The sequence below is a fragment of the uncultured Kushneria sp. genome (assembly GCF_947497025.1).
Lineage (GTDB): Bacteria > Pseudomonadota > Gammaproteobacteria > Pseudomonadales > Halomonadaceae > Kushneria.
Map to the genome: position 1 here is coordinate 185357 of NZ_CANMFC010000006.1, position 19153 is coordinate 204509.

At 61.2% G+C, this 19153-nt stretch carries 17 protein-coding genes; 7 read left to right on the plus strand and 10 right to left on the minus strand.

What is annotated here, in order from left to right; genetic code table 11:
* Positions 1–35: 35 nt before the first annotated feature.
* From Q0931_RS12605 to Q0931_RS12615, 3 genes are read right to left on the minus strand one after another with little or no spacing between them, the layout of a single operon-like run.
* Positions 36–839: a thiazole synthase gene (locus tag Q0931_RS12605; protein WP_299260788.1), complete on the minus strand. Its 804-nt coding sequence runs from the start codon at positions 837–839 to the stop codon at positions 36–38.
* Positions 840–898: 59 nt separating this feature from the next.
* A complete protein-coding gene (thiS, locus tag Q0931_RS12610; RefSeq protein WP_299260790.1) occupies positions 899–1099 on the minus strand; it encodes a sulfur carrier protein ThiS in 201 nt (66 codons plus the stop codon).
* Between the two features lie 58 nt (positions 1100–1157).
* Complete coding sequence (locus Q0931_RS12615) at positions 1158–2639, minus strand: sodium:alanine symporter family protein (protein WP_299260792.1); 1482 nt, start codon at positions 2637–2639, stop codon at positions 1158–1160.
* 162 nt (positions 2640–2801) lie between these two features.
* On the opposite strand from Q0931_RS12615, the gene Q0931_RS12620 reads away from it, so the two are divergent.
* From Q0931_RS12620 to Q0931_RS12650, 7 genes are all read left to right on the plus strand, one after another.
* A complete protein-coding gene (locus Q0931_RS12620; RefSeq protein ID WP_299260795.1) occupies positions 2802–3188 on the plus strand; it encodes a DUF423 domain-containing protein in 387 nt (128 codons plus the stop codon).
* Between the two features lie 44 nt (positions 3189–3232).
* Positions 3233–4237, plus strand: coding sequence for an alpha/beta hydrolase (locus Q0931_RS12625; protein ID WP_299260797.1), 1005 nt, complete (start codon positions 3233–3235; stop codon positions 4235–4237).
* Entirely contained in the window at positions 4234–4755 is a 522-nt protein-coding gene (locus Q0931_RS12630) for a hypothetical protein (RefSeq protein WP_299260799.1), read from the plus strand. The genes Q0931_RS12625 and Q0931_RS12630 overlap by 4 nt, the downstream gene beginning before the upstream one ends.
* A gap of 46 nt (positions 4756–4801) precedes the next feature.
* Positions 4802–5896 (plus strand): aminotransferase class I/II-fold pyridoxal phosphate-dependent enzyme, encoded by a 1095-nt coding sequence (locus Q0931_RS12635; RefSeq protein ID WP_299261007.1) that lies wholly within the window; start codon positions 4802–4804, stop codon positions 5894–5896.
* 299 nt (positions 5897–6195) lie between these two features.
* On the plus strand, positions 6196–7230 hold the full coding sequence (locus tag Q0931_RS12640; RefSeq protein ID WP_299260801.1) for a lipopolysaccharide kinase InaA family protein: 1035 nt from the start codon (positions 6196–6198) through the stop codon (positions 7228–7230).
* 290 nt (positions 7231–7520) lie between these two features.
* The gene (locus tag Q0931_RS12645) at positions 7521–8543 is read left to right on the plus strand and encodes a lipopolysaccharide kinase InaA family protein (RefSeq protein WP_299260803.1); all 1023 of its coding nucleotides are present in this window, start codon (positions 7521–7523) and stop codon (positions 8541–8543) included.
* Between the two features lie 83 nt (positions 8544–8626).
* Complete coding sequence (locus Q0931_RS12650) at positions 8627–9709, plus strand: sulfite oxidase (protein ID WP_299260805.1); 1083 nt, start codon at positions 8627–8629, stop codon at positions 9707–9709.
* Between the two features lie 34 nt (positions 9710–9743).
* On the opposite strand, the gene Q0931_RS12655 is transcribed toward Q0931_RS12650, so the two are convergent.
* The 7 genes from Q0931_RS12655 to Q0931_RS12685 all read right to left on the minus strand — a co-directional run bounded on the left by Q0931_RS12655 (position 9744) and on the right by Q0931_RS12685 (position 19077).
* Positions 9744–11186 (minus strand): amidase, encoded by a 1443-nt coding sequence (locus Q0931_RS12655; protein WP_299260806.1) that lies wholly within the window; start codon positions 11184–11186, stop codon positions 9744–9746.
* 92 nt (positions 11187–11278) lie between these two features.
* Positions 11279–12313: a sodium:calcium antiporter gene (locus Q0931_RS12660; protein WP_299260808.1), complete on the minus strand. Its 1035-nt coding sequence runs from the start codon at positions 12311–12313 to the stop codon at positions 11279–11281.
* 114 nt (positions 12314–12427) lie between these two features.
* Complete coding sequence (locus Q0931_RS12665; protein ID WP_299260810.1) at positions 12428–13330, minus strand: carbon-nitrogen hydrolase family protein; 903 nt, start codon at positions 13328–13330, stop codon at positions 12428–12430.
* 56 nt (positions 13331–13386) lie between these two features.
* Positions 13387–13971, minus strand: coding sequence for a GNAT family N-acetyltransferase (locus tag Q0931_RS12670; protein WP_299260812.1), 585 nt, complete (start codon positions 13969–13971; stop codon positions 13387–13389).
* Between the two features lie 141 nt (positions 13972–14112).
* The gene (gene treA, locus Q0931_RS12675) at positions 14113–15756 is read right to left on the minus strand and encodes an alpha,alpha-trehalase TreA (RefSeq protein WP_299260814.1); all 1644 of its coding nucleotides are present in this window, start codon (positions 15754–15756) and stop codon (positions 14113–14115) included.
* A gap of 131 nt (positions 15757–15887) precedes the next feature.
* Positions 15888–17675: a GMC family oxidoreductase gene (locus Q0931_RS12680; protein ID WP_299260815.1), complete on the minus strand. Its 1788-nt coding sequence runs from the start codon at positions 17673–17675 to the stop codon at positions 15888–15890.
* Positions 17676–17700: 25 nt separating this feature from the next.
* Positions 17701–19077 carry a cytochrome c gene (locus tag Q0931_RS12685; RefSeq protein ID WP_299260817.1) on the minus strand — a complete coding sequence of 459 codons (1377 nt, stop codon included), beginning with the start codon at positions 19075–19077 and terminating at the stop codon, positions 17701–17703.
* Positions 19078–19153: the final 76 nt, after the last annotated feature.

Below are 19153 nucleotides of genomic sequence, written 5' to 3' on the forward strand. Positions count from 1 at the left end.
ATCGTCAAAAACGGTGGAACGGGTCATGCCCCGGATCAGCCGGTGATCAGGCCTTCCGTGGGCGATGAAGGGCTGGCGGCATAGGTCTTTCTACCCATGCGCTCGGCCAGGCGGGCTTCACGCCCGGCTTCGACGGCCTTTTTCATGGCACTGGCCATTAAAATCGGCTGACGGGCGTGGGCGATGGCCGAGTTGACCAGTACCCCGTCGCAGCCGAGCTCCATGGCCATGGCCGCATCAGAAGGCGTGCCGATACCGGCATCAACCAGCACCGGTACGCGGGCGTTGTCGATGATCAGTGACAGGGCATGCGGATTGAGCAGGCCGTGGCCGGAACCGATCAGCGAGCCCAGCGGCATGACCGCACAACAGCCGATCGACTCAAGCTCGGCGGCCACGATCGGATCGTCACTGGTATACACCATGACATCAAAGCCATCCTCGACGAGCGTACGCGCCGCGCTGATGGTCTCCATCACGTTGGGATAGAGCGTGTGATCGTTGCCCAGCACTTCCAGCTTGACGAGGTTGTGACCATCAAGCAGCTCGCGAGCGAGCTGGCAGGTGCGTACCGCATCTCGCGCGTTATAGCAGCCGGCCGTGTTGGGCAGGATGGTATAACGCTCGGGAGAAATGACATCGAGCAGATTGGGTTCATCCGGATTCTGCCCGATGTTGGAACGGCGCACGGCAACCGTCACGATTTCGACGCCGCTGGCTTCAACGGCCGCGCCTGTTTCTTCAAGGTCTCGATACTTGCCGGTACCGACCAGCAGACGCGAAGCGAAGCTTCGTCCGGCAATCTGCAAGGGGGTATCCCACCGGAAATCGGTGCTCATGATGTTCTCCTCGAACCCGATGGACGGGTTCTGATGCAATCATTGTCGGCGCGGACGTTTCAGCCACCGCCGATGGCATGAACAATCTCGACACGATCGCCCTCGTTGAGCGTCGTTGTCGCATGGCGAGTGCGCGCCACGATGGCTTCGTTGACTTCCACGGCAATGCGCCGCCCGGTCAGCCCCAGCGACTCGACCAGATCGGCAACACTTTCGATCCGGTCGACCCGCCGCGCCTCCCCGTTGATGTATAGCTGCATGTCACATCCTGCGTTGTCATCAGGGCGACGCATTATAACGTCGAGGCTGGAGGCACTCCTACTGCTTCGCGGCGTTTTCCGAAGACGTCCAGACGCCTTTTGCCAACTGCTCGGGATGCTTGAGCACGGAGGGATCAAAAACCGGCTCCTTGACCCCGTTTTTGCGCTGGCGTTCGTAGTCCTTCAACACACGCAGCGCCACGGGTGCCAGCAAAAGCATGGCGATCAGGTTGGTGGTCGCCATCAGACCCATGGCGAGATCGGCAAAATTCCACACAAAGGTCAGGTTGGCCACCGAGCCGATCATGACCATGGCCAGAATCATGAGGCGAATAATGGACACCGCCCGATCACCGTGGCGCGGAAACAGATATTCGACGTTGACGGCACTGTAGGCGAAATTGGCCAGAATCGAGGTGAAGGCAAAAAAGAAGATCGCAATGGCGATGAAGATTTCACCGAAGCTGCCCAGGTGATCCACCATCGCTTCCTGCGTCAGGGTAATCCCCTCGATGGATTGGCCCGGCGAGGTCGTCATCAGCGTATCGTAGACACCGGAAAGCAGAATCACCACGGCCGTACAGGTGCAGATGATCAGGGTGTCGATGACCACACCAAAGGACTGTACCAGCCCCTGCGCCGCGGGATGCTTGACGTTGGCCGTGGCCGCTGCGTTGGGTGCCGAGCCCATGCCGGCCTCGTTGGAGAACAGGCCGCGTTTGATGCCGTTTTCCATCGCAATCTTGATGGAGTAGCCGGCCGCACCACCGATGGCCGGACCAAAGCCGAAGGCACTCTTGACGATCAGCGCCAGCATTTCCGGCACTTCACTGATATTGGCAAACAGCACATACAGTGCGACCAGCAGATAGGCGATCGCCATGATCGGCACGATCTTTTCAGCGGCACGCGCTACCGATTTGATCCCGCCATAGATTACCAGTGCGGTCAGAGCGACCAGCACGACCCCGGTAATCCAGGTGGGCACGGCAAAGGCGCCGTCAACGGCCTGGGCGATGGTATTGGACTGGGCGCCACAAAAGGCCAGACCAAAGGCGATGATCAGGAAGATGGCAAACAGACAGCCCATCCAGCGCTGGCCCAGGCCTCGCTCGATGTAATAGGCCGGCCCCCCACGGAAGACGCCGTCCTTGTGCTCGATCTTGTAGACCTGCCCCAGGGTGGATTCGATAAAGGCCGTGGCCAGACCAATGATGGCGGTCATCCACATCCAGAAGATGGCGCCGGGGCCGCCAACCCACAGTGCCAGTGCGACACCGGCCAGGTTACCGGTACCCACGCGCGCGGCCAGCGAGGTCGCGAAGGCCTGAAAGGCACTGACGCCCTCACCGCTGCCCCGGCTGGTAAAGGTCACGCGGGCCATGTGCCCGAGCAGGCGAAACTGCATGAACCGGGTGGCGATGGTAAAGACAATGCCGGCACCCAGCAGCAGATAAACCAGTATGAATGACCAGATAAAACCACTGACCGGGTTCATTACGGCATAAATGGCATTTTCAACGGTAGTGATAAATTCCATGGGAAATCCCCGCCATGCCTCACTGTCACAGAGGCATTACTCTTGTGGTGTGTTATTGATCAGAGCCACCGTCCCACACGCGCTACCTGGTGGCTCGGGCGCGTGCGTGCGACCATACACGGATTCAGAAGCAAATGCCCGATTCAATAGGAGTATGTCCCCATGCCATCGCGCCTTCTCTGGGTTGTTGCGGCTCTCTCCGGACTGGGCGTGGTGGTGCTGGGCGCCTGGGGCACCCATGGCCTGGCCGACCAGCTGGACACCCGAGCCCTCAACGCCTGGCACACCGGCGTACGCTATCAGGCCTGGCATACGCTGGCCTTCATGATAATCCTGATCTGGCGTGAGGTCGTGGCCCTGGCCGGCCAGCGTCTTGTACTGATCCTGTGGGGGGCAGGCGTTGTGCTTTTTAGCGGCTCACTGTATTTGCTGGCGCTGGGCGGCCCTGCCCTGCTGGGACCGATCACACCGCTGGGTGGCCTTGCGATGATGGCCGGCTGGGTCATGCTGGGCGTGACGGCCTTGCGTCGACGCCCCGAGCCCTCATAATAATCCCGGGCTGCGCGACCGGCGTGGCGTGAGCATGAGCGTTCATGACAATGTCCCTACCCGATTTTTCCGATCTGCTGGAGGCCGGCCCGCTGGCGCCCCTGCCCCTGCCGCCCGCTGGCGTGATGGGGCAGTATTTTCATCATTACGGGCTGGATGCGCTGATCACGCAGGCTGGCGGAATCGAGTCAGGCCATGTGCAGGTCGGCGAGTTTCGCCTCTGGACCCAGGTCTGGACACCACGGCAGGCGACACATCGCGGTACGGTCATGGTCGTACATGGCTATTTCGATCATCTGGGCCTTTACGGCCATCTACTGCGCCTGCTGCTGGACGACGGATTTCGCGTCGTGCTCTGGGACCTGCCCGGGCATGGATTGTCCAGCGGCGAGCGCGCCGCCATCGATGACTTTGCCACCTACACCCAGTGCCTGCGGGCATTGCTCGCACAGCTCGGCGACAGGGGCCTCATACAACAGCCGCTGATCGGGATCGGACAGAGCACCGGTGCTGCCATTGTCACCACGGATGTACTGGAGCGCCCCGGCCGTCATCCCTGGCAGGCGCTGGTGCTGCTGGCGCCGCTGGTACGGCCCTGCAAGTGGCGTCGCTCCCATCTGATGCACCGCCTGGCCACGCCCTTTATTCGCAGTATTCCGCGCCACTACCGGCCCAATACAACCAATCTGGCCTTTACGGCGTTTTTACATCAAAAGGATCCACTGCAGGCCAACACCCTGCCGCTGATCTGGGTCGCGGCCATGCGCGACTGGATGGCCCATGTCCGCAGGCTGCCGCCCTGCAATCTGCCGGTATTGATTTTGCAGGGCCAACAGGACGCCACCGTGGACTGGCGGTGGAATCTTGAGGTGCTGCGCCGGCTGCTGCCGGCGGCTCGAATCGTCTACCATCAAAACGCCCGACATCATCTGGTCAACGAATCACCGAATATTCGCCAGACCCTTTTCAGGGATCTGCATCACTTTCTGATCACACAGACCGAAGGCCCATGCACTGCCACTGCCGATATGCCCGGACCGCCGTCATGATGCGATGGATCTCCGTGGCGCTTTTGACCCTGCTGATGGCGGGATGCGCCGGAATGGACAACGACGGCTCACGTCACCGTACGCCACTTGAAAATCTGGGGCAGACGGCGGCGGTCGACGTGCTCAAGGCGCCGCCCTGGCCGGATAACGCGAGCAACCGCGTCATCCTCGTGACGCCCGTCCAGGTCGATGCCGACTTCGGCGAGCAAGCCGGTGCACGCTTTAATGATGCCCTGACGCGTCGGCTGCTCAGCGCCCGGCACGGACCGCAGGTGCTATCCGTTAGCGAAGCACCGGCACAGTCTGACGTTCCTGCCAATCAGTGGCGTCTCTCCTCTCGCCTGCAGGCACCGCTGGGCGCCATTACCCTGTCGGATCGAAAGCTCTACCCCTATACGCTGACATTGACGCTCAGGCACGGCGACAGTGACGATATCTGGTGGCAAAAGGAGATCGACGGCGCCCTGGATGCGCTGGGCCTGCCCCTGTCGGCAGCCGCCATGACGCCGGCGCCCTGATCTCCTCTCATTGACCTGACCACCATTCATTCACAACGTGGAGTGTATTGTCGTGCGTGCATCTCATCTTGATCGCGAAGGGCCGGACAACCCCTTCCCGGGACGTCAGGCGCTGGAGCGGCGTCTGGGTCATGCGCTCCCCCATCAGCTGGGTTCCAACGAAGGTCTGGACATGCCGCATCGGGCACTGACCGAGGCACTGGGGGCGCCAGTGGCCGAGCTGGCGCGCGCCTACGGCGATGCACAGGCGCATGATCTACGCCAGCAGCTGGCCGAGCAGCTGGGCACCTCGCACGATACCCTGCTGGTCGATGCCGGCGCCGACAGCCTGATCGCCCTGACCCTGCGTGCCCTGTGCGATACCGGCACGACCGTGATCACCAGTGCCGGGACCTATCCCACCTTTCGATATTTTGCCGAGGGTCATGGCTGTCGACTGGTCGAGGTGGACTATCATCAGGCCCCCGGCCAGCTGGCCCCTGATGTCGATGCCCTGTTGCAGGCGGCCTGGCTGCATCATGCAGGGCTGGTGTACCTGGCCAATCCGGACAACCCCAGTGGCCACTGTCTTGCCAGTGCCGAGATCGCCTATCTCGTCGACCATCTGCCGCCGACGTGCCATCTCCTGCTGGATGAGGCCTACCATGAGTTTCGCCCGGACCAAAGCGACAGCACCCCCATGAGAGGCGTGGTGCGCCTTCGCACTTTCTCCAAGGCACATGGGCTGGCCGGCCTGCGCATCGGCTACGCCATCGCCGCCCCCGAAATGCTCGAGGTGATGTACAAGGTGCGCATTCACTATGCCGTCTCCTCGGTCGCCCAGAGCGCCGCGACCGTCGTGCTGACCCATATCGACGAGGTCGAACGCCACGTCCGAAGCGTGATCGAACGACGCGAGCAACTGGCAGCCCAGCTTCAGGCATGGGGCGCCGAGGTATTGCCCTCGGCCACCAACTTTGTGGCCATTCGCATGCCCGGTGCCGAGAGCGCTCTTGAAGCCCAACAGGCACTGCTGGCAGACGGCGTCATTATTCATCGTCCGCCGCATCCGGCGCTGGGCGACATTTTGCGCATTTCTGCCACGGAAGCGGCACTGGCGAAAGGCCGGCTCGCAGCATTGAAACGGCTAATGGGCCGCTGACATCCGATATGCTGTCTCACCTGCGAACAGTGCCTTTTTCTGGCGCTGTTTCTGCCCGCTCACAGTGCGCTGCCAACACTGCCTTTATTACAGCTTCGTGAAGGCTTTGTTAAAATAAACTGGACAAACTGCACCGCAGCTCCTTACATTTACATTTATTCATATTGTCTCTTCGGTTCAGTCGGTCATCCGTTCTACTGGACTCTTCTGCCTTTATATCGAACAGTGTTTTATAACTCAGCGCCCAAAACTGTCTGCAAACACTGTCTGATGGCCTAATGGAAAATCAGGTTTTCATCATGTCTGAAATGACATCGGCCAGCCGCCGCTGGCGCCCAAGGCGACTGCAACGGCACTTTCAGGGACCGATCACCTTTGGTCAGTCACCATGGCAATGGTGGCTGACCGACGACGCATGTGCGCTGTCGGCTGCACAGCGTATGGACGTTTTCCTGAACCAGGACCAGACCGGCAAAGGTATTGAAACGCTACGTACCTTCAAGGGCCGAAGCACTTATCGCATTCACGCAGAAAACGGTGACTGCTTTGCCAAATGCATACCGCTTCTTGCATTGCGAAAGCGAATTGGCGCTCTGACCGGTCATCAAAATATGCTGCTGGGTTTTGATCACGGCAGCGCCGAAGTAGACAACACACTGGTGCTCCATGAACGCACCGGTCATGGTCTGCCCGTATACTGTCTGGGTGAACGTCTGGATCATGGCCTGCCACGTCAGCAACTACTGATACAGCCCTGGCTTGATGGCGCCATCGGTCTGAAGCCCCTGTGGCAGTCCACTACGCCCGCTCGTCGCCAACAGCTGCAGTCACGGGTCGAGGAAGTACTGACAGCACTTCATCGGGCCCGCCTTTTTCACATGGACCTTCACGGTGGCAATATCATGGTTGATCCTGATGATGCCACATCAACCCTGCACGCCATCGACTGTGACAAGATGGTGATTGATGTTGCCCAGCCGGAATTGGCGACAGCACTTCACATCGGCAAACTGCTGCGTGAACTGGAAGGGCGAGAACCAGATCGCTTTCTTCAACATCTCTCGCGTGCACGTCATATGCAGCGCCGCGTTACTGGCAAGCACCATCTCAGTGAGGAGGTCGATGCCCTGCTGGCCGTCTCGTTGCGCTACAGAATGAGTAAAACGATTTCGCGGCGCCGACTGGTCATGTCACCCTTTAACAACATCGAAGGCAGAAAGCTGGAAGCCAGGGCGCGCCGTACCTATAAAAATGCGGACATGCCGCTTCTCGACTGGCAACAGATTCAGACGTCGAATCACGATATGGATTCTCTCCCCTCTTTCTCTCTGTAAGGCCAATGCGGCTTCCCGAGCCGCATCCTTTGAGGATGGCCCCTGCTGGTTTCCTCTTGACTGCCTTCTTCCGCCGAGTGCGTGCCGCATGCGGGACGGCAGGTCTGCACCCAGATTATTAAAAAAGAGTTAAAAACAACCTGGACATAAAGAAACATTGTTTCTATTCTTTCTGGAGCTCATCATTAGCCTGTTAATAAAACAGCCTTTTACTCAATTCAGAAACCTGACGTTCTCTGAATTGAGTCTTCAACACCCCAGTTCCGGATCCATCTCACTTCAATATGTCCATGACCGCCAAAGGCCGCCATTTCGGGCGCCCCGACGTCCTCCAGCGCCACTTTTCTGGCCCCATCCGCTTTTCCGGTTCCGACTGGCAGTGGTGGCTGGCCAATGACGATGTCGCCCATGACGCCGCTGAACGCATGGATCGACATATGCGTGGCCTGGACACTGACACCGTGACCACTCTGCGTGAACGCAAGGGGCGCAGCATTTTTCGCATTCAGGCCAACCAGGGCGATTTTTTTGCGAAAGAGATTGCCCTGAAGCCGGCGCGAAAGTGTTTTGGCGCCTTTTTTGGCGTTCAGAACCGGCTTTTCGGCTACGACCACGGTAGTGCCGAAGTCGACAATACGCTGGCACTCAATGACCGGACCCACCAGGGTCACGACGTCCTGTGTCTGGGCGAACGTTTGCGCGGTGGTCTGCCAACACGTCAGCTGCTGATCCAGCCCTGGCTTGAAGGCTGGATCAATCTGGGGGAGGCCTTCCAGGCTGCCGACGAGCACGGGCGCCGTTCGCTTCTATATCGCATGGAAGCTCTGCTCAAGGCCATGCATGACGCCCGGATCTGCCATCTGGACATTAATAATGGCAACCTGATGGTGTCGACGCGGGATGCAAAAGCGCCCTTGCGCGCCATTGACTGCGCCAAAATGGAGACCCGGGTCACCCAGCCGGCCGTTTCAACGGCGCTCCAGATCGGCAAGATGCTGCGTGAACTCTACGGTCGTGATGAAGCAGACCTTGCCAAACGCTATGCCCAGGCACGCGCCATGCAGCGCCGTATTGCCGGCGCAGAAGGTGACAACGAGGCCACCGATACCCTGCTGGCCCTGTCCCTGCGCTATCGACTGAGCAAGAGCCTGTCCCGTCGCAGGCTGGTGACCGCCCCTGTCGTTAATATCGATGGTCCGGCGCTGGAAAAGCGTGTGCGCGCCTCAAAAAAGAATGCGGACGTACCCGCCATTGTCTGGGCGCAGGCTCACCCGGCCATGGCAGATGAAATACCGGCCTATTCCGGCCACTGATGCCCCTGGCCGGCCTGACCTGTCGCTAAAAGCCGCTACGCTCTAGAGAGTTGCCATCACCGGTCTGTCTGGAGCGCCCTGTCATGAGTCATCACCCCGGCATTTTTAAGCCACTGCCTGGCGAATACTTCCGCCACCCCGAAGAAGGGGGCGCCACCAACGTCGAGACACGTCTGTCCCGACTGCCGGGCTATCTCACGCCCAACCGTCAGTTCTTTGTACGCAGCCATTTCGATATTCCCGAGCTTGAGGCCACCAACTGGCGGCTGACACTAACGGGGGATGCCCTGTCACGCGAGCAGTCCCTGAGCCTCGCCGATCTCGAACGACTCCCGCGCGTCAGTGTCATTCGCGCCATCGAATGCGCCGGCAATGCGCGCGCCTTTTTTGCCCGGGATTTTGGTACGGCCGCCGAAGGCGCCCAGTGGGGCCAGGGCGCTGTCGGGGTGGCGGAATGGAGCGGCGTGCGTCTGCGCGACGTGCTGGCACTGGCAGGCCTTGAAGAAGGTGCCTTTCATGTCCTGCCGGAAGGACTCGACAGCGGCCGCTTTGCCCGTCCCCTGCCGATCGACAAGGCGCTCGCCGATGACACCATCATTGCGCTGGCCATGAACGGCGAGCCGCTGCCGATCGATCACGGCTTTCCGGCGCGGCTGGTGGTCTCGGGATGGCTGGGGGCAGCCAGCGTCAAATGGCTGGGCCGCCTTGAGGTGTCGCGTGACGCACTCAACACGTATTGGAACACCAAAGACTACACCCTGGCCGGCCCGGACTATCCGGTCGAAGGCGAAGCCGACGGCGTGCCCATCACCACCATGCCGGTCATGAGTCTGATAGACCTTGAAGACGACGCCCGACTCGACGCCGGAGACACGATTCTGCGCGGGCGCGCCCTGTCTGGCGAGGGGCAGATCACGCGGGTTGAGTGTCGTCTCGACGACGGCGTGTGGCAGCGTGCCACCCTGCACATGCCCAACATTGCCGGCGCCTGGGTCTGCTGGTCACTGACCTGTCACCTCGACGCCGGCCGCCACGTTCTGCAGGTACGCGCGCGCGATGATCGCGGCCATGAGCAGCCGGAACGGGTCGTGTGGAACGATCACGGCTGTCTCTATAACGCCGTGACCCGCGTCACGTTTCATGCCGATGATCGTGCGAGAGATTAATCAGGCAGATACCCATTAATGCACGTCGTCTCGCTCACGGCCGGCTTTCGTTGAGCTTCTCGGGAAAACGTGCCGGAAAGGCGTTCATATACGCCCGGCAGGCGCGCAGTACCCGGGCGTCCTCAAAGCGGGCGCCGACGATCTGAAGGCCAATCGGTAGCCCGGCATTCGTAAAGCCGCAGGGCACGGAGGCCGCCGGCTGCTGGGTCAGGTTGAACGGATAGGTAAAGGGGGTCCACTCCATCCAGTCGCGCATGCCACTGCCCGGCGGCACTTCATGGCCGGCCTCAAAGGCCGCGATGGGCACGCTGGGCGTGAGCATCAGGTCGTAGCTGCCGAAAAAGTGGTCCATGTGACGGTTGAGCCGGATCCGCATCGTCTGGGCGCGCAGCAGATCCACGGCCGAGAAGGCACGTCCCCACTCGGCGATTTCCAGAAGCCCAGGGTCGAGCAGCGCCTTTTGCTGCGGCGTCATGTCCGCGATCTGCGTGGCCGATGCCGAGGCCCAGAGAATGCGATAGGTCTCCAGCGAACTTTCCACTTCCGGCTCGATGCGATCGACCTGCGCACCGAGTTCCTCCATACGATGGGCGGCGTGGCCCACACAGTGGGAGATTTCATCATCGCGGGCCGACGTGCCCAGCGCCGGACAAAAGGCCACTTTCAAGCCGTCCAGACGCCCCGTGTCATCACACTGCTCGCCCCAGTCCGCCGGCTGGCCCGGCACCGAAAAATAATCATGCCCGTGAAAGCGCCCGATCACGTTGAGCATGGCGATGGCATCATCGACCGTGCGGGTAATCGGGCCAATATGGGACAACGAGGCCATGGTGCTCGGCGGCCACTGCGGCACCCACCCAAACGTCGACTTGAAGCCGAACACGCCGGTAAAGGCGGCCGGAATGCGAATCGAGCCGCCGCTGTCACCGCCCTGGTGCAGCACGCCCATATTGAGCGCAGCCGCCACCGCCGCACCGCCGGAGGAGCCCCCGGGGGTCAGGTCAGTGTTCCAGGGGTTACGGGTAATACCGGTCACGCGGCTGTCGGTGGTGGCCTTCCAGCCAAACTCGGGCGTGCAGGTCTTGCCCAGAAAAATCGCGCCAGCTTCACGCAGAAACTGGGCCGGCGGACCATCGTGATCGCAGGTGCCGTCAGCGGTGGTGAGCGAGCCATCGCGGACCGGCATGCCCGCCACCTCGGAAAGATCCTTCATTGAGGTCGGAATACCATCGAGGGGGCCAAGCGGTTCGCCACGCTGCCAGCGGGCCTCGCTGTCACAAGCCGCCCTGAGCGCACCCTCATGATCCACATGGCAATAGGCATTGACGTCATCGTTGAACTGCTCGATACGTTCAAGTGCTGCTCGGGTGGCCTCGACCGGCGAGGCCTGCCCTGACTCGAACAGCGCGCGCAGTGTGTGGGCATCACACTCTCCCAGAGCAGCAGGCGTTTCCTGTCTTTTACATCCTCTTGTCACTCTACCTCCCTGCATCTTCCTCGACGAGGACGTTCAGCCTGGCCTCATTGATCGTTTTCAATGGTCTGTTAATGGCCCCATGCGCGCCGACCTCAGGCCAGCAGCGTCAACCCGGCCCCCAGGCCATAAAGCACCAGAACGGCCACACTTTCAAAACCGATACCGCCCCAGTTCTGCCGTTCACGGCGAATCAACCCCATCAGCAGTATCGCGGTCATCAAAAGAGTAATGGCGAGCCAGAGCATGACGGGATTGGATATGGCGTGATAGATCGAGCCATCGCGATAGGCCACATCCGAGGCGGCTGCAAACAACGTATCAAAGGCATTTCCCCCGATAATACCGCCCACCGCCAGGGTCAGTGCACCACGGCGCACGGCCGCAATCGAGGTCACAAGCTCCGGCAGCGACGTGGCAACCGCCGTCAGCAGTGCCCCTACTGCGGTCGCTGACAGCCCGGACTGCTCGGCAATGACCGAGGCCACGCGCTCCAGCACCAGGCCGGTCAGGCCCAGCAGGGCCGCCAGCGCCAGAAACTGAACCCAGAGCATCATCAGGCTGCGCCTGTCGGTGTCCTCATCGGGCGTATCCTCAAAGGTCTCACGAGTACGTTTGGGCTGCCACATTGGGTCATTCTGGGCATCGCGCACCTTTAAAAGCCCGTAGCCATAACCTGCAAACATCAAAACGGTGACCGGATGAATGCCGAAAATGGTGAAGGGAGGCGTCCAGGCACCGACCAGCAGCAGCGAGAGCAGACAGATCAAAAGCGTTGCCTGCATCAGGTTGCCGATCGAGGGGGCGGCATGCTCCAGGTTGGCACGGCGATAGGTAATATCGGCCAGCGCCAGAAAAGCAGTCTGGACCGCAATGCCGCCCAGCGCATTGCTCATTGCCAGCTCCGGCTGGCCGCGGGCGGCCGCTGCCACAGACACCATGATGCCGGAAAGCGATGTTGCTGCCCCCAGCATGACCGAGCCGGCGATCGCCTCGCCCAGACCGGTACGATCTGCCAGCTGATCCACAATGCCGGTCAGCCAGGTACCAATGGTGCCGATCAACAGCGCACAGAGTGCAAAAACACCCAGCGCAGTCATCAATGACAGCGATTCCAGAAAAGCGAACAAACAGGACTCCCATGCCTGAGGGCAGCGGCGCCGCCGGAGCACAAAGGCTAGTCACGGCAGCTCTTTCGCGCCAGAGCCAGAAAACGTCCTTCAGTGTCGATCAAACCGACATGGTCAGCCTGTACTGCTGTCAGTATCGATGACATACATGCGGGCAGGGTCAAACTGCTCCGGCCAGTCGCGGCGCAGCAGCACCTGGCCATCGTCACGCAGGGCGGCAATGGCGGAGAGATCGAGCTCCACATGCAGCCACGAGCTGCGATCAATCGTGATGTGCTCGCTTTGCGCCACCACGCCGCTGGCCGGCATGCCGATATCCGCCGGCACGTAGAGCCCGGCACGGCCGTAGTTGTAATCCAGCGCCTGCGACCAGGCCGCCTCACCCACCGTGGGCGAGACGGCCACGGCAATCTGGTTTTCCAGTGCCCGGGCCCGCGCGCCGGTACGCACCCGGTAATAGCCGGACTCGGTATCGGTGCAGCTCGGCGAGACGATCAGATCTATCCCCTGCTCGGCCAGTAGCCGGGCCGCCATGGGGAACTCGTTGTCATAACAGATCAGGATGCCAAGCCTGCCCAGCGTGGTATCAAACACCTGCAGGCCGCTGCCGCCCTCAATGCCCCAGTGCTCGCGCTCAAAGCGGGTCATGATCAACTTGTCCTGGGTGCCGATCAGACCGCTGGGGCCAAACAGCCAGGCGCGGTTGCGATAGACGCCGTCGTCATCACGCACCGGCGCACTGCCCGGCACCAGATAGATGCCAAAGCGTTTCGCCAGCGCCTCGCACTGCTCAAGCCAGGCCGGCAGCATCGGCTGCAATGCCTCAATGGAAGCGTGCAGATCGCCGCGCACGTCAGGCGGCATCTGCCCCGTCATGACCAGACTTGCGTATTCCGGCATGACCAGAAGCTCCGCACCGCGGCGGGCGGCCTGCTCGATGAGTGACTCGAGATGATCTCGATAGTCGCGAGCATCTTCAAAAAGCTCGATGGCGTACTGACACAGGGCCAGGTGCATGGGCAGTCCTTGTCAAAAAAGATCGGAAAGTGGTGCCAGGCAGGCAGTGCCCCGACTTAATCCAGCGTCTTGAGCCAGAAGCGCAGCGTCTTGTGATCCGGTAATGAGGCGTCGATATCCTGCCACTCATAGCGGGCATAAAGCTCGGGGCGGAACGTATAGCCGCGCCGCTGCCAGAAGGCATCCAATGGCTGGTAATCCATCGGGCGCAGCGGATGGTCCCCGGGGCGTTCCACGGCGCAGAAGGCGGTATACCGCACGCCAAGCGCTTTGGCATGCGCCTCGCGCGCCTCGAAAAAGCGCACGCCCAGTCCCTGGCCGCGGTAATCGAGCAAAAGGATCGACTCGCCAAAATAGCAGACGCTATCAATATCAAAGCCCTGTTCGATGAAGGGGCGCATGAACGCCTCATCCTCGTGGGCCAGCGGCAGCGCCGTGCTCATGCCCACGACCTGCTCACCATCAAGCACCAGCACGCAGAGGCTGTCATCGCTTTGCGCGTAGGTTTCCAGATAGTCGCGCTCGTAGTCGCGCGAGCCCTCATAGAGATAGGGGAATTCACGAAAGACCCGGATACGCAGGGCCGCCAGCGCATCAAGCCACTGCCGGATCCGTGTACCCTGAAGATGAATCAGCTGCATCGCAACGCCTCCGTACCCTGTCAACGGATCGTGCAGGATAGCCTACCGACAGGGGCGATGCTGCCCTGAACCGGCGCCTGTCTGTCCACAGGCGCCGGGGGCTGAAGGGTGCAGGAGGGTGTGGATAACGCAAGGCGCGACTCAGGGCGTGAGGGCCTGCTCGGGGTAGCGCGCCATCAGATCCAGCAGCACGCCGTTGGTCCAGCCGAAGCCATCGACCACCTCATACTCGCCGCCACCGCCCACGCCGGGATTTTCCACGTTGTATTTTTCCACCAGCTTGCCGGTCTGGTCATAGACGCGCTGATTGGTGTCGATCCAGCGCCGGGCGATGGTGCCGGCAAGGCGCGTCTGGCCGTAGCGGGACAGCCCTTCCACCGCCAGCCACTGCAACGGCGCCCAGCCGTTGGGCGCATCCCACTGCTCGCCGGTATGGCGATTGGTGGTGACCAGGCCGCCGGGCCTTAAAAGTTCTCGTTCGATGGCATCGGCCGTGGCATCGGCGCGGCGCTGATCGGCCACCCCGAAGGTCAGCGGATAGACCGTGGCAGCGGAGACCACCTGGCTCAGGCGCTGATCACGCCAGTTGTAGTCGGTATAAAGGCCCCGTTCGGCGTCCCAGAAGACCCGATTGATCGCCTCGCGGCGCGTCTCGGCCCGCTGCTCGAACTGTCTGGCGCGCGCCTGATTACCTTCAAGCTGCCAGGCATGGGCCAGCGTCTTTTCCAGATGGAACAGCAGCGCATTGAGGTCCACCGGCAAAACGTCCCGGGTGGCGACGGTGGTCTGCTGGCTGCCATCCCGCATCCAGCGCGAGCTGAAATCCCAGCCGCTTTCGGCCGCGGCTCGCAGGTTGGCGTATACCTCGGGTGCAGGTCGGTCAGCCGCTTTCTGCGCCAGCGCGACCTCACTGGCCCAGGACTCCGGACGCGGCATGTTTTCACTGCCGTGATAGCGATTAAGCAATGTGCCGTCTTCAAGTTTCACGACATGCGCCTGTGCCTGTCCCGGGGACAGTGTCTCGGCACCCTGCATCCAGTAGTCGTATTCCTGCTCAAGCTCGGGCAAATAACGCTGATAGACCTCATCACCATCATGCTCGGCCAGCAGCCCGACCATCGAGGCAAAGAACGGCGGCTGACTGCGGGTCAGGAAATAGGTGCGAGTGCCGTTGGGAATGAAACCGTACTGATCAATCAACCAGGCGAAATTGTCCACCATGTCGCGGACCAGATCATACCGATCACTGTGCGCCAGCCCCAGCATGGTAAAGAAGCTGTCCCAGTAGAACATCTCGTTGAAGCGCCCGCCCGGTACCACGTAGCGATGCGGCAGGACCACCAGGCTGCTCCACTGCCCCTCATCGGTAGCGGCCGGGTCGCGGGTCAGATAGGGCCACAGGTTTTTGATGTGCTGATCGATCGGCGTCCCGGCCTCCTCCGACAGACGCGCCTCATTTTCGGGTGGCTCGTCGAAGTTAGCACGCACGAAGGCCTTGAGCGCATCCCGTGAAAGTGGCCCGTCGGTGGTGCGCGCCTGATAGTCCGCGACGATCGAACTCGGTTCACGCCGGGGAATCAGGTCCACTACCGACTTTTCGTCTTCATACAAATCAGCCTCGGCGATGGCTACCATCACCGGCCCCCAGGCGCGATCCGGCGATTGCGCGGCGGTTTTGGGATCGCCACCTGCCCCGCCACTGCCGGCACAGCCGGCCAGCATCGCAAGCAGTGCCACTCCCGTTACTGCACGCTGCAGCGTGTATCTGAATGCCCTTGCCTGCATATCCGCCTCCCTGTCCCCTGATAACGCCAGTCCGTCGATGCCTTCGGGCGCACAAAAAAACGACCCCGCAGGGTCGTTTTCATATTAGCGCACGACTATCAAGGCGCAATGCGCCATTGGATGCAGAACCTTTATGCGTTCGCCGGGTCTTCCTTCGCCATCAGCGGTCCGGGATTGTCCAGATAGCGCTCGCGAATATGCTTCGCCGACCAGTAGGTCAAGGCCGCCACGGTACCGGTGGGATTGTGCTGCATGTTCTGCGGAAAGGCGCTGGCACCCATCACGAACAGATTATGGGCGTCCCAGTGTTGCAGGTAGCGATTGAGTACCGAGGTGTTCGGGTCGGTACCCATGATCGCTCCGCCGGTCAGGTGGGTGGACTGATAGTGCGACGGGTCAAAGTGATCACCTACCTGCTTGAAGCTCTCGGTGTGGTAGTCCGGTTTAAGCTCAGCGACGATCTCACGCATGCGCTCGGCCATGAACTGGGTCATGCGCAGATCGTTGTCCTTCCAGTCATAGGTCATGCGCAACAGCGGATCGCCGTGCGGGTCGGTGTAGGTCGGATCAAGATCCAGATATACATCACGATAGGACATGTTGGTGCCGGTGGTGCCGAGCATCATGTGATGTCCGTAATGCTCGCTGGCGTTTTTCTTCCACTCGCTGCCCCAGGAAGGTGTCCTCGGCGGTACCTTCACCGCGCCGATCGCCCCGCCCGGCCCCTGGGTGGTATAGATATAGGAGCCACCGATGAAACCGTGTTTTGCGGTATCGAAAGTGTCGGGGCTGAAGTCATCGATCACCTGCCCGCTTCCGCCTGCCGAAATGAACGGATTGAACTGGTGGCGCTTGAAGTACATGTCGATCGAGCCGGTGATCTGGTAGGAGAAGTTGCGGCCCACCACACCGGTATTGGCCACCGGGTCATACGGCCTGCCAATCTGCGAGAGCAGCAGAAGACGCACGTTGGAGAGCGGAAAGGAGGCCAGAATCACCATCTTCGCCGGTTGATAGACGTCGTTGCCTTCACCATCGCGGTAGCGCACGCCGGTCACTGTCTCACCGTCATCGCTCTTGACGATGCGGGTGACCTCACAGTTCGTGCGATAGCTGAAGTTCTCACGCTGTTTGAGCGCATCCAGTACACACGTCTGCGGCGAGGCCTTGGAGTAGTTCAGACAGCCATAGTTGCTGCAAAAGCCGCAGAAGTTGCACGGCCCGAGCTGCATCCCGTAGGGGTTGGTCCAGGCGCCGGAGACATTGGCCGATGGATACGGATAGGGATGCCAGCCGAGCTTTTGGGTCGCCTCGGTGAAGAGCGTATCGGTCAGCGTGCGCGGCAGGGGCGGCAACGGGAAGGGGTTCTGACGCGGGCCTTCAAAGGGATTGCCCCCTTCGACGATCTCGCCCTGCACGTTGCCGGCCTGACCGGAAAGCCCGGCGACCTTCTCGAAGAAGTCGTAGTGGGGCTCCAGCTCCTCGTAGGTGACACCGTAGTCCTGGATCGTCATGTCCTCGGGCAGAAAGCCCGGCTCGAAGGTGCGATCGGCGAAGCTTTTCAGCGCCAGTTCATTGGGGGTGGCCCGATAGAGCACACCGGTCCAGTGCGAGCCGGCCCCGCCCACCCCGTCACCCGGATGGAAGGTCGTCCAGTGGCGCTGCGGCACCGCCGTTTCCTCGGCATTGCGACGAATGGTGACGGTGTTCTGCTTCGGGCGCTGCATCATCTTGAGTCGCACGCCGTACTTCAGCTCATCGGCAGGCTTCGGATAGAGAAAATCCTCCTTGGTACGTTCACCGCCGCGCTCCAGCGCCAGTACATTGAGACCGGCATCGGTCAGCTCCATTCCCATGATGGAGCCGGTCCATCCAAGACCGATGATGACGACGTCGACGTCAGGTCGGGTAATACTCATGGCTTGATTCCTTTACGTTCGTCCGTCACTGCGCCGAAGCGCCGGCGCGATCATCGGGATGGTTTGCCCCGGTGGCTTCGGGGTTGCCGCTGAAGCCTTCGCGCGCGTCCATCGAATTGCGTACCTTTTTGACGTCTTCAGGCGTCACCGGACTGCCCTGATTGCCCCAGCCCTGACGCACGAAGGTTGCAAGATCAGCCATCTCCTTATCCGACAGACGCCAGCCAAAGCCTGGCATCATCAGCGCCTCCGGGCGCTCGGACGTCGAGGGCAGCTGCGCCCCGGCCAGCATGGTATGCAAAAGTCCGGTGGGGTTGTCGGCATTGACCTGCGAGTTGCCCACAAGCGCCGGGAACACGCCGCTGCCCCCCCTGCCATCCGCAAAGTGACAGGCATTGCAGTTATCCAGATAAAGCCGCGCACCCTCATCAAGTGCGGTGGCATCGCGCAGCTGCTGCTCGGTCTGATCGGTTTTCTGCTCGCTGATGCGTCGCTCGCTGCCGATATCGGTGCTGTCACTGACCGGCAACGTTTTCAGATAGGCCGCCATCGCCGCCAGGTCCTCGCGGCTCATGTGCGAGGTGCTGTTTTCAATCACGCTGGTCATCTCGCCGGTGACTGCCGAGTGGGCGTTACGCCCGGTAGCGAGATAGTCGACAATGTCCTGCGCCTGCCAGCCGGCCACGCCCAGATGATCCTCGCCCCCGCCGCGCAATCCTGGCGCCAGCCAGCCATTGAGATTGGCCCCGGCCAGATAGTCATCGCCATCGTCATCCCCCAGCGCCTTCTCCTGCTGGAAGATACCGCGCGGCGTATGGCAGCTGCCGCAGTGGCCCAGCCCTTCCACCAGATAGCGTCCGCGGTTGACCCGATCGCTGTCCTGTTCGTTCGGTTCAAAGGGTTGCTGATCGGCAAACAGCCAGTTCCAGGCACTGATGCCCCAGCGTTGATTGAAGGGGAAACTCAGATCCGTCTGCTGCGGCTGGTGATCGTTGGGTGCTACGCCCTGCATGAAGTAGACATACAACGCATGAAGGTCGTCATCGGTGAGCCGGGCATAGGAAGGGTACGGCATGGCCGGATAGAGATTGGCGCCATCGGCGCGCTTGCCCTTTCGCAGCGCAGCGGCGAACTCGGCCTCACTATAGCGGCCGATGCCGGCATCCGGGTCCGGTGTGATATTGGTCGAGTAGATCGCCCCGAAGGGACTTTCGATGGCCAGTCCGCCGGCAAAGTCATCACCGTCGGGCGCCGTGTGGCACGCCACGCAATCGCCGGCACGCGCCAGATAGGCCCCGCGCTCGATCAGCGCCTGGTCGTGGTCGTCTGCCCCCTGGGCCTGTGCCGTCATGGCGCCCAGCACAAGCGCCAGAGCGCTCATCCGGGAAAGTATTCTGATCATGCCTGTCAGGTATCCTGTCTGCCTTGTCAAAAAGCGCTGCTGCTGCCGCGGTACAGAAGTGGGATCGATCCCATTC

Coding starts and splice junctions, on each gene's coding strand:
- Q0931_RS12605 (WP_299260788.1), bottom strand. CDS start 839: ATGAGCACCGATTTCCGGTGGGATACCCCCTTGCAGATTGCCGGACGA.
- thiS (WP_299260790.1), bottom strand. CDS start 1,099: ATGCAGCTATACATCAACGGGGAGGCGCGGCGGGTCGACCGGATCGAA.
- Q0931_RS12615 (WP_299260792.1), bottom strand. CDS start 2,639: ATGGAATTTATCACTACCGTTGAAAATGCCATTTATGCCGTAATGAAC.
- Q0931_RS12620 (WP_299260795.1), top strand. CDS start 2,802: ATGCCATCGCGCCTTCTCTGGGTTGTTGCGGCTCTCTCCGGACTGGGC.
- Q0931_RS12625 (WP_299260797.1), top strand. CDS start 3,233: ATGACAATGTCCCTACCCGATTTTTCCGATCTGCTGGAGGCCGGCCCG.
- Q0931_RS12630 (WP_299260799.1), top strand. CDS start 4,234: ATGATGCGATGGATCTCCGTGGCGCTTTTGACCCTGCTGATGGCGGGA.
- Q0931_RS12640 (WP_299260801.1), top strand. CDS start 6,196: ATGTCTGAAATGACATCGGCCAGCCGCCGCTGGCGCCCAAGGCGACTG.
- Q0931_RS12645 (WP_299260803.1), top strand. CDS start 7,521: ATGACCGCCAAAGGCCGCCATTTCGGGCGCCCCGACGTCCTCCAGCGC.
- Q0931_RS12650 (WP_299260805.1), top strand. CDS start 8,627: ATGAGTCATCACCCCGGCATTTTTAAGCCACTGCCTGGCGAATACTTC.
- Q0931_RS12665 (WP_299260810.1), bottom strand. CDS start 13,330: ATGCACCTGGCCCTGTGTCAGTACGCCATCGAGCTTTTTGAAGATGCT.
- Q0931_RS12670 (WP_299260812.1), bottom strand. CDS start 13,971: ATGCAGCTGATTCATCTTCAGGGTACACGGATCCGGCAGTGGCTTGAT.
- treA (WP_299260814.1), bottom strand. CDS start 15,756: ATGCAGGCAAGGGCATTCAGATACACGCTGCAGCGTGCAGTAACGGGA.
- Q0931_RS12680 (WP_299260815.1), bottom strand. CDS start 17,675: ATGAGTATTACCCGACCTGACGTCGACGTCGTCATCATCGGTCTTGGA.
- Q0931_RS12685 (WP_299260817.1), bottom strand. CDS start 19,077: ATGATCAGAATACTTTCCCGGATGAGCGCTCTGGCGCTTGTGCTGGGC.